Origin of the sequence: Streptomyces sp. NRRL F-5650 (assembly GCF_000721365.1) — a bacterium.
Taxonomy (GTDB): Bacteria; Actinomycetota; Actinomycetes; order Streptomycetales; family Streptomycetaceae; genus Streptomyces; species Streptomyces ardesiacus.
In genome coordinates, this window is sequence record NZ_JOGV01000005.1 from 188085 (window position 1) to 202510 (window position 14426).

Sequence of the window (14426 nt, forward strand, 5' to 3'; positions counted from 1 at the left end):
GCATTTCGGAACAGGAGACACCGTGGGGAGCTACCCCTGACTGCCCTTCACCGAATCCTTGCGCGTCGTCTGGAACAGGCCCATCACTATGAGCACGCCTCCGATGCACATCAGTACGACTCCGACCTTCGTCAGTGTGAAGACGGGGATCTCCACGCCGTCCGTGAACAACCGCAACGCCAGGCCGATCACGAAGGTGACGACTCCCTCGACCAGGTTCTTCGACGCCTGACTCATGGATGGTCACTCTCCTTCGAGCACGTGAACCGGTGCCGGGCGCACCGTTTCCGAGGATCCCCTTCAGCGTAGGAACGGAGCGTGGTCGATTCCTCACCCTGCTGAATGATCTGGAGTACATAGTTCGACGGACCGGAAACCTGGTGCAGCACCGTGCGGATCCATCGAAGAGTGCAGTGCGCGGTCCTTCCCGGTGCCGACGCCGAACGGGGTGCCGGAAACCCGCAGCAGATCCTGCTGGTAGGGATAGAGCTCTTCGAACAGGGCACACTGCGCGTACAGCTACGAAGCCGCAGACGTCTCCACCCCGCGGAAGCCATGACCCGGTTCCAGCAGCTGATTGTTGCCACACTGCTTACGGGCGTGGTGGTAGGCGTGCTATCACGCCGAGTTCCACCACGGGTCGATGGCGGGCAGTGCACGGCTCCTGTCGTCGCCCAGTCCCTTCTGAGTCGTTGCTGTAGCTGTGACCTGGGGTTTCTCAGTCCTTCTGGGTGATGTTCGCAGCTTTGGGATGCTCGGTGTGTGGGGCTGAGCGGGGTGGTGTCCTTCTGACCTGCACCTACGGGGCTGCGTGCAGGTTGATCGAGCGTCGTGCAGGTGCGGTGAACTGCTACTTGATGGGGCGCGGGTCAGGTGGTGTCGGGGTTGGTGAGGTCGGCGTGGGTGACGGTGACGCGGGTGGCTTTGCCGGCTCTGCTGGCAGTGGTGGTGGGTGGCAGGACACGGACGTGGATGAAGTAGACGCGTATGCCGGAGAGTTCGGTGTAGGAGGGGCCAGGCTCTGGGGTACCGTCGGTTGCGGCCGCCGCCCGCTTCCTGGACTGCGGCCAGGGACTGCTTGCCCCGCGGGTCGCACTGTCATCACCTGCGAACCGTGAGGTCATCACGCCCTTGCTGCTGCGGCGCCAGGTCACCTCGGTGAACCGGCCGTCACCGGCCTCCGATGCGAGGCCGAGACGGCATGCGGCGGGGTGCGAGCGGCGCGTCTAGGGCCTACCCATTTCCCGGTCATGGGCCGGAAGCCGACGGCAGCACAGCCGACGAGGCACCGAGCGAATCCCTCGCCGACGTCCTGGCGAGCGACACAGCGAGTGACGACGAACCCATCCGCTCCGCAGCCAGCCCTCCGCAGCCGCGCACCGCCAGCCCGGACACCCCGCCGATCAGCACGCCACTCGCGGAGGACGAGCCCACCCCGAGCGGCCCGGCCGTCCTCCTCCTCGGGCCGCTGACCATCGAGGGCGCCACAGGACGTGTCGACTCCAACCGCAAGAGTGTTGCCACCGAACTTCTGGCCTTCCTCGCCCTGCACCCGGGAAGCGACCGCCACGCGGTCGACTCCGCACTGTGGCCCGCCTCCCGCGTGAGCAAGGACATGCGCAACGCCGTCATCAGCCGAGCCCGGTCCTGGCTCGGCACCGACACCGACGGCAACCAACACCTGCCCCGGGTACAGAACACACCAGACAAGCGCTACCGCCTCGGCCCCCACGTCACCTGCGACTGGCTCACCTTCCAGCACCACGCCCACCAAGGACTCACCGACCACAGCGAAGACGGCGACCTCGCGCTGCGACGAGCCCTGGCACTGGTCCGCGGCCGCCCCTTCGCCGGCATGGACCCCCAGCGCTACGCCTGGGCCGAGCCCACCATCCAAGAGATGATCTCCGCGATCACGGACGTCGCCACCGAACTCTCCACCCGACGACGCGAAGCCCGCGACCCCCGCGGAGCCCTGTGGGCCGCCCAACAAGGCCTGCTCGCCGTCGAAGACAGCGAGACCCTGTACCGCGCGGTGTTCCTCGCGCACCACGCAGTCGGCGACATCGACGCGCTCCGCAGCGCCGCCGAACGTCTCCGCAGGATCAACGACTCGATCGCTGGCGGCGTAGAGATGGAAGCCGACACCGCCGAACTCCTACGCAACCTCTTGCCCCGCCCCACCCACGCCCGCTGAACCGAGGAATGACGCAAGTTTCCCCCAACCGAGCACGCCCAGCCACTCGCCCTTTCGAGGGAACAGGCGGTTCGTGGCTTCGGCTGGTGCCGCCGTGCCGGTTAGTATCTCGCCCGGCCAATGGCGTAATGCCGATTGTCGCCCGCTTCCGGAGCCGCGCCGCCGGACGCGGAAGGCAAAGTCCTGTGGGGCCCGCTCTAGAGACCTCTTGATCAGTTCTCTTTGGAGCAGCGGATGTCGTCGGCGATGGTGGGCTCGGCCGCGGCGAGTCGGGTCACACTGCCGACGTTTCCGGACATCCGCACCCACTCCCACGGGGCCCGGCGCGGCACCCTTCATGCCGTCACCTCGCCGCGAACACCCGTCATTTGACACCATCCGGCGATCCGGGAGCGGCTGCCAAGGCGTACGGGCCAGCGCGTGGAGCAGCCCTGCCGTAGCGGGACGCGCGGTCTCACACCCCGCCCGGCGGCGTGCGCCGCCGGTGCCAGGCCCGTTTGCGACAACGGGGAGAGCAGTACCGTGCCGGCAGGATGGCCCACCCCGACCGTCCAACTCCCGCCGCACTCCGGGCAGCTCACCGTCCGGGCGGCCTGGACCGCCTCGGTCCTTGCCCTCGTGCGCCGCATCCGCCGCCAGTGCCGCGAGCGGCACGCCGACGAGCACGGCCGTGGGACTGGTGGGATCGCATGTTGAGGTGTCGTGTATTCGCTGGGCGTCCGCGACTTCGGTCACGGTGAGTAGCTGGTTCAGGGTGGTTTTCCGCGAGTCAGGCTGGGACGATGCGGGGGTGGCGAGCGATCTGGCGGAGCCGTCAGCTTCGGAGTTGGCTGAGGGCATGCGCGCTGCGCTCATGCATGCTCGGTGGGACCCGGACGGTGATCCGGCGGTCGCCGTTGATGTGCTGGGCACCTTGGTCGAAGGCGTATGTGGTCCGGTCGATTCAGTGGCGGCCGGACAGATCGTTTTCGACTCGGAGGCTATGGGAACGGCGTACCTGTTCTGTGCTTCGATGAACAAGGCCCTTGATCGGAATCACTCGGCGCAGCCGCCCGCTCACCGGGGCTTGTCGATTACGGAGCATCTCGCCCTCGTGCAGCCCCTGCTGCCCGGATTTCATCGGCGGCAGCAGGAGGTACTACAGCTTCTGGAGCGGGAGTTTCCCCCAGACGACTGATCTCGCGAGCGTGTGGAGCGGCGAACCGAGCTCAGGCGCAATCACCGTGTGTGGTCGCCGGGAGCGTATCGACTCCAGGTTCCTCCAGCTTCGGTGACCAGGCGGGTGGCTGTCTTGTCGTGGTAACCGAGGGCCTTCGCGATGACGGGAGCCGGGGCTTGGAGGACGAGCTGTCGGATTGCGGAGGTCCTGCCGCGCTGCGGCGGGACGCCGATCTCGCGCAAGTGCACTTGAAGGCTGACCGGGTTCATCGGCTGGCCGGGCTGGCGTCCGGGGAAAAGCCACTGTGAGCTCCTGCTGCTGGCATAGGGCAGATGCCGGCAGGACTGGACGTATGCCCGCATGAGGCTGGCGACGGGCTCTGGAAGTGGGGAGGGTGGGTCTCCCAGCCGGACGGTGACCGTGGTCCCGTCGTCGATGACGTCGTTGGCAGTGAGGCGAACGATGCGGGTGACGGGCTGCGCATAGAGGAGAACGAGTGCGGCGGCGATCCGGGCCCGTAGGGGCAGGGAGTCGTCGTTGAGGACCCGCCGGAGAACGGCGAGTCGGTGGTGCTGGTGCAGCAGCGCTTGGTCCTGGTTGACGACCTGGGGTGGCAGGGCGAGGCGGGGCATCCGGCCCGTCTTCATGCACCAGCGCAGGAATGTCTGGGCCGGGCGCCGGGTGGCCAGCTTCTCCGTGTGCCAGGCGTCGAGGTCAGCCTGGCGGCAGTGTTCGATGGTGCGGCCTCGGTCGGCAAGCTGAGCGAGGAAGGCGCCGGCCTGGGTGATCTCCTGTTTCGTCTGGTTGGTCTGGGAGCGTCCCAGCGGTCCCTTCTCCGCCTTGCTCCGCAGGCGCCGCATCTGGTGCCAAGTGGCAAAGTGCTGAAGAAGCCTCCGGTGATCGGGGTCCTCGATGGTGGCGAGCCGCTCGGCCAGCCAGCGCTGATAGAGCAGAAGCTGCCGGTCGACGCGTGGCAGGACACCACTGTCCATCAGCAAGTCACGCAGGTGCACGATGGTTCGCCAGGGTGTTTCCTGGTGCAGCCCGTCGTGGGTGAGCGGGATGCTGCCGACTGCCAGGCCCCGGAGGAGACGGACGACAATGGGGTTGCGGAGCCAGATCAGGCGGCTCTTGGGCCGGTCCATCTCCACCAGGGAGGTGACCAGGGGTTGCAGCGAAGCGGCAACGTGACCTGTGCCGTCGTCGAGGAGTCGGCCGAGGGTGTCGGCGAGGGTACAGCGTTCGCAGAGGCGTCCGCCGAGGAGCAACCCCTCGAAGCCACAGCGGACGCAGAAGAAGTCGCGGGCGATGCCAGCGCAGTCGCGGCAGATCGGCGTGCCGGTTGCGTCCCGGCCGGGCAACAGCCGGTCGGCTCGGCAGCCGGGGCAGCAGCCGCGGACATGCATGGCGCGGTCGTAGCAGGTCCGGCAGATCGGACCGTCCGACCACTCGGCGGACTTCGAGGCTCGACGGCCGCAGCGTGCGCAGTCGCGGATCATCCACCGCTCGTACTCCTCCGGCGTCACCGTTCACCCCTCCTGCGTCAGCCGGACCCGCGTGGGTCGCCGGGCGGCCAGGTTGATCGGCGCTTCCTCTCCGGCTGCCCGGCGGGCCGGGACGTTCTGAGCCGAAGTGGTGATCAGGTCGGCGGGCGTGCAGTCGAGGATGTCGCAGAGGGTGGCCAGCACCGGCAGGGACAACCGCTCCGGCGTGCCGGAGACCAGGCGGTGAACCTGGGAGGAGGACAGCGTAATGCCGCGTTCGGTCAGGTGCGGCATGAGCTCGGCGACGGTGAACATGCCGCGGGCGGCCATCAGCTCGCGCAGGCGCCATCGGTAGCTGATCTGGCGTGGCATCAGGAGGTCCTTCCCGGCCGCAAAGCGGCCTCGACGGTGGCGTCCAGGACGCGACGCAGGGAGCGGGTGCGGAAGTCGGAGGAGACGCACGTGTAGATCGCAGTGGTGGAGGCGTGGTCGTGGCCGACCTGCTGCTGGACGAACAGCGGGTCGTGGCCGTCCTCGATCAAGTGGGTGATGTAGGACCGGCGCAGCGAGTGGAACTCCAGCGCGGAATCCAGGCCGAGGGCGTCCCTGTAGGCGGCGAAGCGGGAGTCCAGCCGCTGGTGCCCGACTCGCGGGCCTCGCTCGGATGGCCAGAGGGCCCGGCTGGTCGAGTGCCGCATCCCGGGACGCACCTCGCTGATCCATTCTTCGATCGTGCCGGGTGTCCAGTGCCAGACGGTCAGCACGCTGCGGCGCTTGGGCGGCGAGCCCTTCTTGGCCTTGCCGTAGCGGACCAGCAGGGTGCCGTACTCGCCGAACTCCCGCCCCTGCGGGTTGCGGCCGAAGTCAGTGAGGTTGAGCATCCGGGTCTCGTTGCGGCGCAGGCCGTAGGCGTACGCGGTCTTGAACAAGGCGGCGTCCCGGAAGGCCGGCAGCCAGCCCTTGCGGCCCTTGCCGCGGACGCGCAGGACCTCCTCGTCGGCGTGGTCGAAGAACGCTTCCAGCTCGGGCCTGGTGAAGGCCCGGCGTTCCGGCTCGCCCTCGGCTTCGTCGGCATGCGTTGCAGCGTTCCAGTCGTAGACCACCTGGACGGGGTGGGTCCCGAAGTGCCGTAGGCACTCGTCGCTCCAGCCGTAGGCGGGGTTGGTCAGGAAGTCACAGAACTGGCGTACGGAGCCCTGGTAGGTGCGCAGGGTGGAGCGGACGCAGCCGTGCACGGCCCGTAGATCGGCCGACCATTCGTCGATGTGCTGCGGCGTCCACTGCCACGGCATCGCGTCGGCATGCCGGGTGAAGGCCCGGACCGTGCGTTCCTGGTCGTTGACGTATCCCGGCGAGAGGTTGCGGGCGAGCTGTTGGTTGCGCCAGCCCTTGATCATCGCCTCGAAGACTTGCTCGTCCGGCCGCAGCAGCGGCAGCCCGTCGATCAGGTGCAGCCGAGCAGACCCTGGAACGAGGCCGTCCCCACCCATCCGCCATCACTCTCCGTCTATCGCATCTGACGCGAGAATTTCGCATCAGATGCGACTCGGGGGCGTCTTCGCAGTTCAATCGCTCGATGGAGTGAGGCCCGCGGACACTCAGTGCTGTAACCGCTACCGTGCTTCCGAGGCCAACGTCCCTGATGGGGTCGTTTCCGCGCGGTCCCGGGCCCGCCTCCAGGCCGGGTGTCGCGTATTCGCATCCGATGCAATTGGCGTCGGTAGGAACAACGGAACAGCCATTAGCGCTAGGCACTTGATCTTGGTCGAGTGGCAGAGTGATCCAGTCCGGCGCTGAGGTTCGGGGAAAGATCCTCGATCACGGGTGGGGCCTGGCTACCGTCCGGGCGTGGCGGTCGAATTCTTATCTGATGAGAAGGCTGAGGCGTACGGGAAGTTCGCCGAGGAGCCGACGAGGCCCGAGCTGGAGCGGTTCTTCTTCCTGGATGACGAGGACCGGAAGCTGATTGCGAAGCGGCGTGGGGATCACAACCGCCTTGGCTTCGCGCTGCAGCTCTGCACGGTGAGGTATGTCGGGTTGTTCTTGGAGGACCCTCTCGATGTGCCGTGGCCGGTGGTCGATCACCTGGCCGGGCAGCTGGGGATCGAGGACGTCTCCTGCGTCAAGGAGTACACGGAGCGGCTGAAGACGGCGTACGAGCATGCGTGGGAGATCCGGGACGCGTACGGCTACCACCAGTTCGAGGATCACGAGTGGGGCCGGAAGTTCAGGGCGTTCCTGCACGGGCGGGCGTGGACGGCGCATTCGGAGGGTCCGAAGGCTCTATTCGACCACGCGGTGGGCTGGCTGCGCCGGAACCGGGTGCTGCTGCCAGGTGTCTCGGTACTGGCGCGGCAGGTGGCGGAGGTCCGCGGAATCGCGGAGAAACGACTGCACGCCACGGTCGCGAAGGCTGCTCGGCGGGCGGACCCGGCGTTGCCGGGAGACCTGATGGCGCTGCTGAAGACGCCGGAGGGCAAGCGGTACTCGTACCTGGAGCAGCTTCGCCGGCCGCCGACGCGGACCACGGGCACGGCCATGAAGAACGCGCTGCAGCGGGTGGATGCGATCGCCGCGTACCGGCTGGGGCGGGTGAAGCTGAACAAGATCCCACCGAACCGGCTGTCGGCGCTGGCCCGGTACGGGCTGGGCACCAAGGCGGCGAAGCTAGAGCGGGCCTCGGAGCCGAAGCGCACAGCGATGCTCACCGCGGTGATGCGGCATCTGGAGGCGAAGGCGATCGACGACGCGCTGGACCTGTTCGAGATCCTGATGGCGACAAGGCTGATCAGCACCACGAAGCGGGCCAGGGACAAGGAACGCCTGTCCACGCTGCCGCAACTGGAGAAGGCAGCCAGGATCACGGCCAGGGTCTCGAAGGTGTTCATCGAGGAGCTGGAACTGCTGGAGGAGACCGGCTGCGATCCAGATGTGGCCGCGCTGTGGCGGGCCCTGGAGGAAGTCGCGCCGAGGGCTGAGCTGTCCAGCGCGGCGGCCACGGTGGTGAGCCTGGTCCCGGAGGACGACGACTCGGCGGAGATCGCCATGCGCAATGCGCTGGCCCTGCGCTACAACACTGTCAAACCGTTCCTCGCGCTGCTGGGCGAGTCGAAAGCGCTGGACGCCGCGAGCGGCGGCAAGCGGGTACTGGCCGGGGTGAAGCGGCTGCCCGCCCTGGCCCGGCGGCGGGTGAGCGAGAAGCCGCTGCTGCCGCGCGAGATCGACGACAAGCTGGTGCCGCCGGTGTGGCGCAAGGCGGTGTACGCCAACGCCGGGTTGCCGGAGGGCGCGGTAGACCGCGACGCGTACGTGGTGTGCGTGCTGGAGCAGCTCTTCCGCGCCCTGAAGCGCCGGGACATCTTCGCCTCCCCCTCGCACCGCTGGTCCGACCCGCGTGCCCGCCTGCTGGACGGCACGGAGTGGGAGGCGGTCCGCGAGGACCTCCTGGCGGGCCTGAGCCTGGACGAGGACGCCGAGCAGCACCTGAAGGACCTGGTCGCCGTGCTGGACGCGGCGTGGAAGCAGATGGCCGAGCGGCTGGAGGAGGTCGGCTCGGAGGCGAAGATCAGCATCGAGATGCAGCCCAACGGTCGGGCCAAGCTCAATGTCGAGAAGATGCACGCGCTGGGTGAGCCGAAATCGCTGGCCTGGCTGCGCAAGCGGGTCGAGAAGATGCTCCCGAAGATCGACCTGCCGGACCTGCTGTTCGAGGTCCGCTCCTGGACCGGGTTCCTGGACGCCTTCGTGCACCTGGGTGACGGCAAAACCCGCATGAAGGACCTGACCACCTCTGTGGTGGCGCTGCTGGTGAGCGAGGCGTGCAACATCGGGATGACCCCGGTCATCAACCCGAACATCGAGGCCCTGACCCGCTCCCGCCTGGTCCACGTCGACCAGTACTACCTGCGCGCCGACACCATCGCCGCCGTCAACGCCGCCCTGATCGAGGCCCAGGCCAAGGTGCCCATCGTCAAGTTCTGGGGCAAGGGCCTGCTCGCCTCCGTCGACGGCCTGCGCTTCGTCGTCCCCGTCCGCACGATCAACGCCGCCCCGAGCCCTAAGACCGACCGGCGATAGGCAGCGATTACTGGAGGGGACACGGCTCGGCGTCGGCTCGGCCGCAGTCACGCTCAGTGATTTCGGTCTTTGGTTTGGTCAGGACGTGAGTCCGGCGTCTCGGGCGAGGAGGGCGGCCTGGACCCGGTTGGTGACCTCCAGCGCGGCGAGGATGCGACTGACGTGGGCTTTGACGGTGCTTTCACGCATGGCGAGGCGGGTGGCGATGTCGGCGTTGGGCGCGCCCTCGGCGAGCAGGGCCAGTACGTCGCGTTCGCGGGGGGTGAGCTTGTCGAGGTGGTCCCGGGCCGCGATGGCGTGGGGTTGGCTGGTGGCGTGGTAGCGGTCGATGACGCGCCGGGCCGCGTTGGGGTGGAGCATCGCGGAACCTGCCGCGACGAGGTGGACGGCGCGCAGGATCTCGGCGGGGTCGGTGTCCTTGAGCAGGAAGCCGTCGGCGCCGGCGGCGAGGGCGTTGTAGACGTACTCGTCGAGGTCGAAGGTGGTCAGGGTGATCACCCTGGGCGGGTGGGGCAAGGCGCGCAGCCGGGCAGTGGCGGTGATGCCGTCCATCCGGGGCATCCGGACGTCTACCAGTGCAACGTCGACGCGGTGCGCGGTGGCCTGCTCGATGGCCTGGAGCCCGTCGGTGGCCTGGGCGACGACCTCGATGCCGGCGTCGCCGTCGAGCAGGTCGGCGAGACCAAGGCGGACTAGGGCGTCGTCGTCGACGAGCATCACGTGGATCACGAGTACTTCCCGTTCTGGTCTGGGGAGGAGGCGGGGTGGGGCAGTCGGGCCGCCAAGCGCCAGGCCCCCGCACCCGCCGGGCCGGCGTCGAGGTGGCCACCGAGCGCGGTGACGCGCTCGCGCAGACCGACCAGCCCGTAGCCGGAGCCGGTCGAAGCGCCCGGCCCCGGGAAGCCGGTGTCGTTGGTGACCTCGACCAAGGTCGCGGGCGGCAGGTAGCCGACCCGGACGGCCACCTGCCCGCCGTGCGCGTGCTTGCGGACGTTGGTCAGCCCCTCCCGGACGATCCGGTATGCGGCCAGGCGGTGCGTGGTCGGTGCCTGCGAGGGGGCGCCGTCGACGGTCAGGGTGACGTCCTGCCCGGCGGCACGTGCCTGGTCGACCAGGTCGCGGATGTCCTTGAGCGCGGGCTCCAGTGGGTCGGGGCCGTCCTCGGAAGCGGGTCCGCGTAGCGCGCCGAGCACCTCGCGCAGGTCGGACAGAGCCTCGAGGGAAGTGGCGCGCAGCAGGGCGAGGCGTTCGGCGATCTGGGGCGGCAGATCGGGGGAGCGGGTGGCGAGGACACCGGAGTGCAGGGCGATCAGGCTCAGGCGGTGGGCGAGGACGTCGTGCATCTCGGCGGCGATCCGCGAGCGTTCGGCGGTCCGGGCGGCGTCCTCGCGCAGTCGTGCCTCCACCCGCAGGTGGTCGACCTGGTCGGCGAGGGTGCGCAGGAGGCGGCGGCGGTTGCCCTGCCACAGGCCGACCACGAGGCCGAACAGCAGCGCCGTCAGCGTCACAGTCCACCGATGGTTGGTCCAGATCGAGCCGGCCTGTACCCCGAGCAGGTTGCCCGCCAACGCGAGCGTCGCACACACCAGGGCGGTGCGGGTGCGACGGGCCACTGCCAGGTCGAACAGGACCACGGCCAGGAACGGGTCGACGACCCACCCTCCCCAGACAGTGGCGACGGTGACGACCACCGGTGCCACCGACAGGCGCCACCGGGGCACGGCCAGGACGACCGCGCACAGCGCGGCGGCGATCAGTACCGGCACTCCGAACCCGGCCCCGGCCGTCGCGGTGCCGTTCTGGTAGGCCGTCCACACCAGGAACGCCAGGAACGCCGCCCGGCCCACCGCGGCCCACCGCGGGCTCCTCCACCACTTCACCCTCACCATGCTAGGCAACCCGCCGCACGCGGAGGCGGTACGAAATGCGACGCCCAACCCCTACTTTCGTCGGGGAGGGCCGTCGCACAACGGCAGGTCCGAAGGGCGTCCCGGATTTCTAGCGTCGAAAGCATGGACCACCAGACCTCCTCCCCCCGCATTTCCCGGAACGTCGCCGCCCGGCAGGCCGAGAGCTGGACGTTCCTGCGCGAAGCCGCCCGCGACCTGCGCACCACCGGCGCCATCGCGCCCAGCGGCCGGGCCCTGGCCCGCACCCTGACCGATCCCGTGACCACCCGCGGCCCCCGCCCGCTGTCCGTCCTGGAAGCGGGCGCCGGCACCGGAGCCGTCACCCGCACCCTGCTCTCCCGCCTCCCGCGCGGCAGCCACCTCGACACTGTCGAAGCCAACCCGCGCTTCACCGAACGCCTCCGCCACCTCGTCGACCACCACCCTGCCCCGGTCAACCGACACGTCCGCGCGGAAGTCCACCAGGCGTACGTCGAAGAACTCGACACCAGCCGACGCTACGACGTCATCGTCTCCGGCCTGCCGCTGACCAACTTCACCCCCGAGCAAGTCGACCGCATCATGGCCCGCTACCTGGACCTGCTCCACCCCGCCGGCACCCTCACCTACTTCGCCTACCTCGGCACCCGCCGCGCCCGCACCCTGCTCGCCCCCCGCGCCGAAGCCCGCCGCCACGCCGCCGTTGACCAGGTCGTGGGCGCCTACCAGCGCCGCTACGCCACCGCCTGCTGGACGGTCCTCGCCAACCTCCCGCCCGCCCATGTCTGGCAGCTGCGCCGCCCCAGCGTGGACGCCGCCGCCCCGCTGCACCCGCTGCCCCTCCTGCCAGGCGCCGAGCAGTGATCCACCTCACCGACGCTCTCACCCACCTGCCGCCGACCGCCGTCTACATGGTCCTGGCCCTGGCCGTTTTCGCCGAATCCGTGCTCGCTCTGGGCACGTTCATCCCCAGCCTCACCCTGCTGCTGACGGCCGGAGCCATGGCCCGCACCGGCACCGTGCACCTCCTGCCAGTGATCGCGGCCGCCGCCGCCGCGGCCGCCGCGGGCGACCGCCTCGCCCACTGGACCGGCCACCTTCTGGGCGAGCGCCTGCGGACCGGCCGCCTCGGCCGCCAAATCCCCGCCGGAACCTGGCAGCAGGCCGAGACGCTCATGACCCGCCACGCCGGCCGGTCCGTCTTCCTCGGCCGCTTCCTGCCCGTGGTCCGCACCCTCACCCCCCATCTGGCCGGCGCCGCCCGCCTGCCCTACCGCCGCATCGCCCCCTACAGCGCCACCGCAGCCGTCCTGTGGGCCACCACCGAAGCCGGCATCGGCTACAGCGCCGCAACCTCCCTCCAGCAGGTTCTCACCGTCGGTGGCCCGGCCCTCGCCGTGGTCGCCCTGACCGCCCTCATCACCACGCTCTGGTGGCGGCGTTCCCGGCGCTCCGCACGAGGTGCCGCAACCATCCCGCCCGGTCACCCGGTCTGTAAGGAGGAGGCCCCGGTGCGCTGACCGCCCCTGCCGCGAGACCCACGCGTCCGCCGCACTCCTCCTCAACACGATCCCGGCGTCATCACGACGGGGAAAGTTCCAGTGATCAGGAAGGGAACGGGCTGTGCCCGCGCTGCCATCCAGCCTGCTCGAAACGTTGTGGGCTCAGTTCGCCGCCCTTCTGCCCGCACGGGAGGAGTTCGCGCCAGGCCATCCATTGGGCTGCCACAGGCGCAGGGTGCCTGATCGTACGGTCTTCGAGCATGTGGTCCTCGCTCTGGTCCACGGCTCGGGCTACGAGCGCATCTCCACCCCAGGATGCTCCGACCGCACCATCCGCCGACGCGTCAAAGAGTGGGCTGAGCAGGGGATTTCGCAGGCCGTGCATGCTCTCGCCCTGGAAGGCTACGACCGCATGATTGGCCTCGGGCTCGGCGAGATCTCGGTGGACGGGTGCATCACCAAGGCCCCGTCCAACGGCAGGAAGACCGGTCGCTCGCCGGTTGACCGGGGTAAGCAAGGACTGAAACGCTCCGTGGCCACCGACGCCTGCGGCGTCCCGCTCGCAGTTGTCGCCGCTGGGGCCAACCGGCACGACTCACTGCTGCTCGGCTCCACCCTGGACGCGGCCAGGGCACAGGTCGGCGCGATGCCAGAGACCGTTAACATCAACCTCGACCGCGGCTACGACAGCAACAAGTCCCGTCTGCTTATAGCCGAGTTGGGCTTCAGGGCCGAGATCGCCCGCAAGGGCGTGCCCGCCCCGACCCAGGCCGCCAAACGCTGGGTGGTCGAACGCACCCACTCGTGGATGAACGACTACGGCAAGCTGCGGCGCTGCACTGAGAGAAGCGGCGCGGTCGTGGACTTCTACCTCTACCTCGCCGCCGCTCTCGTCACGCTCCGCATGCTCATCCGACGCTCCACAAACCACTATCGCTGGCAGGGCCGCCCCACCACCCGACGCCTCCAGTGATCCATTTGCCGGTCGGTCTAAGTACTTCGCGAAGAAGAAGGGCATCACCTGGCTGAACGCGATCAATGACCAGGTCATCGGGATCGGGCAGATGGTGGTGCCCGGCACGCCGCGCGACAGTCTGTTCATCCTGGATGCCCTGCTGAACCTGGACGGCGGGGTGAAGCCGGAGATGGTCGCCACCGACAACGCCTCTTACTCCGACATGGTGTTCGGCATCTTCAAGATGCTCGGCTACCGCTTCTCCCCGCGCTTCAAGGACCTCGAAGACCAGCGGTTCTGGAAGGCCCAGATGCCCGGCGGCGAAGCCCTGGGAACCTACGGGCCGCTGGAGGCACTGGCCCGCAACAAGGTGAACGTGAAGAAGGTGCTCACGGCCTGGCCGGACATGCTCCGGGTGGCCGGCTCCCTGGTCACCAACCAGGTCCGCGCCTATGACCTGCTGCGGATGTTCGGACGCGAGGGCCACCCCACCCCGCTGGGGCAGGCGTTCGCCGAGTACGGGCGGATCGCCAAGACCCTGCACCTCCTGGCAGTCGTCGCCCCCATGGACGACACCTACCGCCGGCAGATGCACAAGCAGCTCACCGTCCAGGAGTCCCGCCACAAGCTCGCCCGCGACATCTGGCACGGCAAGAAGGGCACCATCCACCAGGCATACCGGGACGGGATGGAAGACCAACTAGGGTCACTTGGACTGGTTTTGAACGCAGTTGTCCTGTGGACGACACGCTACATCGACGCCGCCGTCACCCAGCTCCGCGCCGAGGGCCACGAGATCCGCGACGAAGATGTCGCCCGGTTGTCCCCGCTCAAGCACCGGAACTTGAACTGCCTGGGCCGCTACAGCTTCACCGCCTCCCAGCCGGTCGACGGGCTGCGGCCCCTTCGTGACCCGGACGCGATCTACCTCGACGATGACGACGACGGCGCGGAGGAATGAGCTGGGCACCGGGCGGGGGGCCGGCACACTCCCCGCCCGGCGCCCGGAGCGTACGGCGCGTGGTTCAGGACCGGGGCGGCAAGGTCGCGGTGTCGGTGCGAGAAAGTTCTGCCGATGGATCCTTCCGCCGCGATATGAACCAGCGGCTCGACCTGAGAGCGGTCGCGGCCGCCCCAAGACCCTGTACAAGCCTGACCATCGT

General features: G+C 68.9%; 11 protein-coding genes and 2 pseudogenes. 7 read left to right on the forward strand and 6 right to left on the reverse strand.

Features of this window, described 5'->3' with window-relative positions; translation table 11 throughout:
• Positions 1–30 precede the first annotated feature (30 nt).
• Positions 31–237: a DUF5708 family protein gene (locus tag IG88_RS0107865; RefSeq protein WP_031036580.1), complete on the reverse strand. Its 207-nt coding sequence runs from the start codon at positions 235–237 to the stop codon at positions 31–33.
• A gap of 946 nt (positions 238–1183) precedes the next feature.
• On the opposite strand from IG88_RS0107865, the gene IG88_RS0107870 reads away from it, so the two are divergent.
• Together IG88_RS0107870 and IG88_RS0107880 are read left to right on the forward strand one after the other, a co-directional pair.
• Entirely contained in the window at positions 1184–2197 is a 1014-nt protein-coding gene (locus IG88_RS0107870; RefSeq protein ID WP_234332062.1) for an AfsR/SARP family transcriptional regulator, read from the forward strand.
• Between the two features lie 790 nt (positions 2198–2987).
• A complete protein-coding gene (locus IG88_RS0107880) occupies positions 2988–3374 on the forward strand; it encodes a hypothetical protein (protein WP_158853832.1) in 387 nt (128 codons plus the stop codon).
• 41 nt (positions 3375–3415) lie between these two features.
• On the opposite strand, the gene IG88_RS0107885 is transcribed toward IG88_RS0107880, so the two are convergent.
• From IG88_RS0107885 to IG88_RS0107895, 3 genes are read right to left on the reverse strand one after another with little or no spacing between them, the layout of a single operon-like run.
• Positions 3416–4882 carry a hypothetical protein gene (locus IG88_RS0107885; protein WP_031036589.1) on the reverse strand — a complete coding sequence of 489 codons (1467 nt, stop codon included), beginning with the start codon at positions 4880–4882 and terminating at the stop codon, positions 3416–3418.
• A gap of 3 nt (positions 4883–4885) precedes the next feature.
• Complete coding sequence (locus tag IG88_RS0107890) at positions 4886–5212, reverse strand: helix-turn-helix domain-containing protein (protein WP_031036592.1); 327 nt, start codon at positions 5210–5212, stop codon at positions 4886–4888.
• Positions 5212–6330: a tyrosine-type recombinase/integrase gene (locus tag IG88_RS0107895; RefSeq protein ID WP_031036595.1), complete on the reverse strand. Its 1119-nt coding sequence runs from the start codon at positions 6328–6330 to the stop codon at positions 5212–5214. The genes IG88_RS0107890 and IG88_RS0107895 overlap by 1 nt, the downstream gene beginning before the upstream one ends.
• A gap of 358 nt (positions 6331–6688) precedes the next feature.
• Here IG88_RS0107895 and IG88_RS0107900 point away from each other — a divergent pair.
• A pseudogene (locus tag IG88_RS0107900) lies at positions 6689–8902 on the forward strand (Tn3 family transposase); the annotation flags it as partial.
• Positions 8903–8995: 93 nt separating this feature from the next.
• Here IG88_RS0107900 and IG88_RS0107905 read toward each other — a convergent pair.
• Both IG88_RS0107905 and IG88_RS0107910 read right to left on the reverse strand, forming a co-directional pair.
• Entirely contained in the window at positions 8996–9646 is a 651-nt protein-coding gene (locus tag IG88_RS0107905) for a response regulator (protein ID WP_031036600.1), read from the reverse strand.
• Positions 9643–10797 (reverse strand): sensor histidine kinase, encoded by a 1155-nt coding sequence (locus tag IG88_RS0107910; RefSeq protein WP_234332064.1) that lies wholly within the window; start codon positions 10795–10797, stop codon positions 9643–9645. The genes IG88_RS0107905 and IG88_RS0107910 overlap by 4 nt, the downstream gene beginning before the upstream one ends.
• A gap of 132 nt (positions 10798–10929) precedes the next feature.
• On the opposite strand from IG88_RS0107910, the gene IG88_RS0107915 reads away from it, so the two are divergent.
• The 4 genes and pseudogenes from IG88_RS0107915 to IG88_RS0107930 all read left to right on the forward strand — a co-directional run.
• Positions 10930–11670 carry a class I SAM-dependent methyltransferase gene (locus tag IG88_RS0107915; protein ID WP_031036606.1) on the forward strand — a complete coding sequence of 247 codons (741 nt, stop codon included), beginning with the start codon at positions 10930–10932 and terminating at the stop codon, positions 11668–11670.
• Positions 11667–12326: a DedA family protein gene (locus tag IG88_RS0107920; protein WP_107452079.1), complete on the forward strand. Its 660-nt coding sequence runs from the start codon at positions 11667–11669 to the stop codon at positions 12324–12326. Before IG88_RS0107915 ends, IG88_RS0107920 begins: the two co-directional genes overlap by 4 nt.
• 103 nt (positions 12327–12429) lie before the next feature.
• Positions 12430–13281 (forward strand): IS5 family transposase, encoded by an 852-nt coding sequence (locus tag IG88_RS0107925; protein ID WP_031036612.1) that lies wholly within the window; start codon positions 12430–12432, stop codon positions 13279–13281.
• 7 nt (positions 13282–13288) lie between these two features.
• Positions 13289–14224: pseudogene (locus tag IG88_RS0107930) on the forward strand (Tn3 family transposase); the annotation flags it as partial.
• Positions 14225–14426 lie beyond the last annotated feature (202 nt).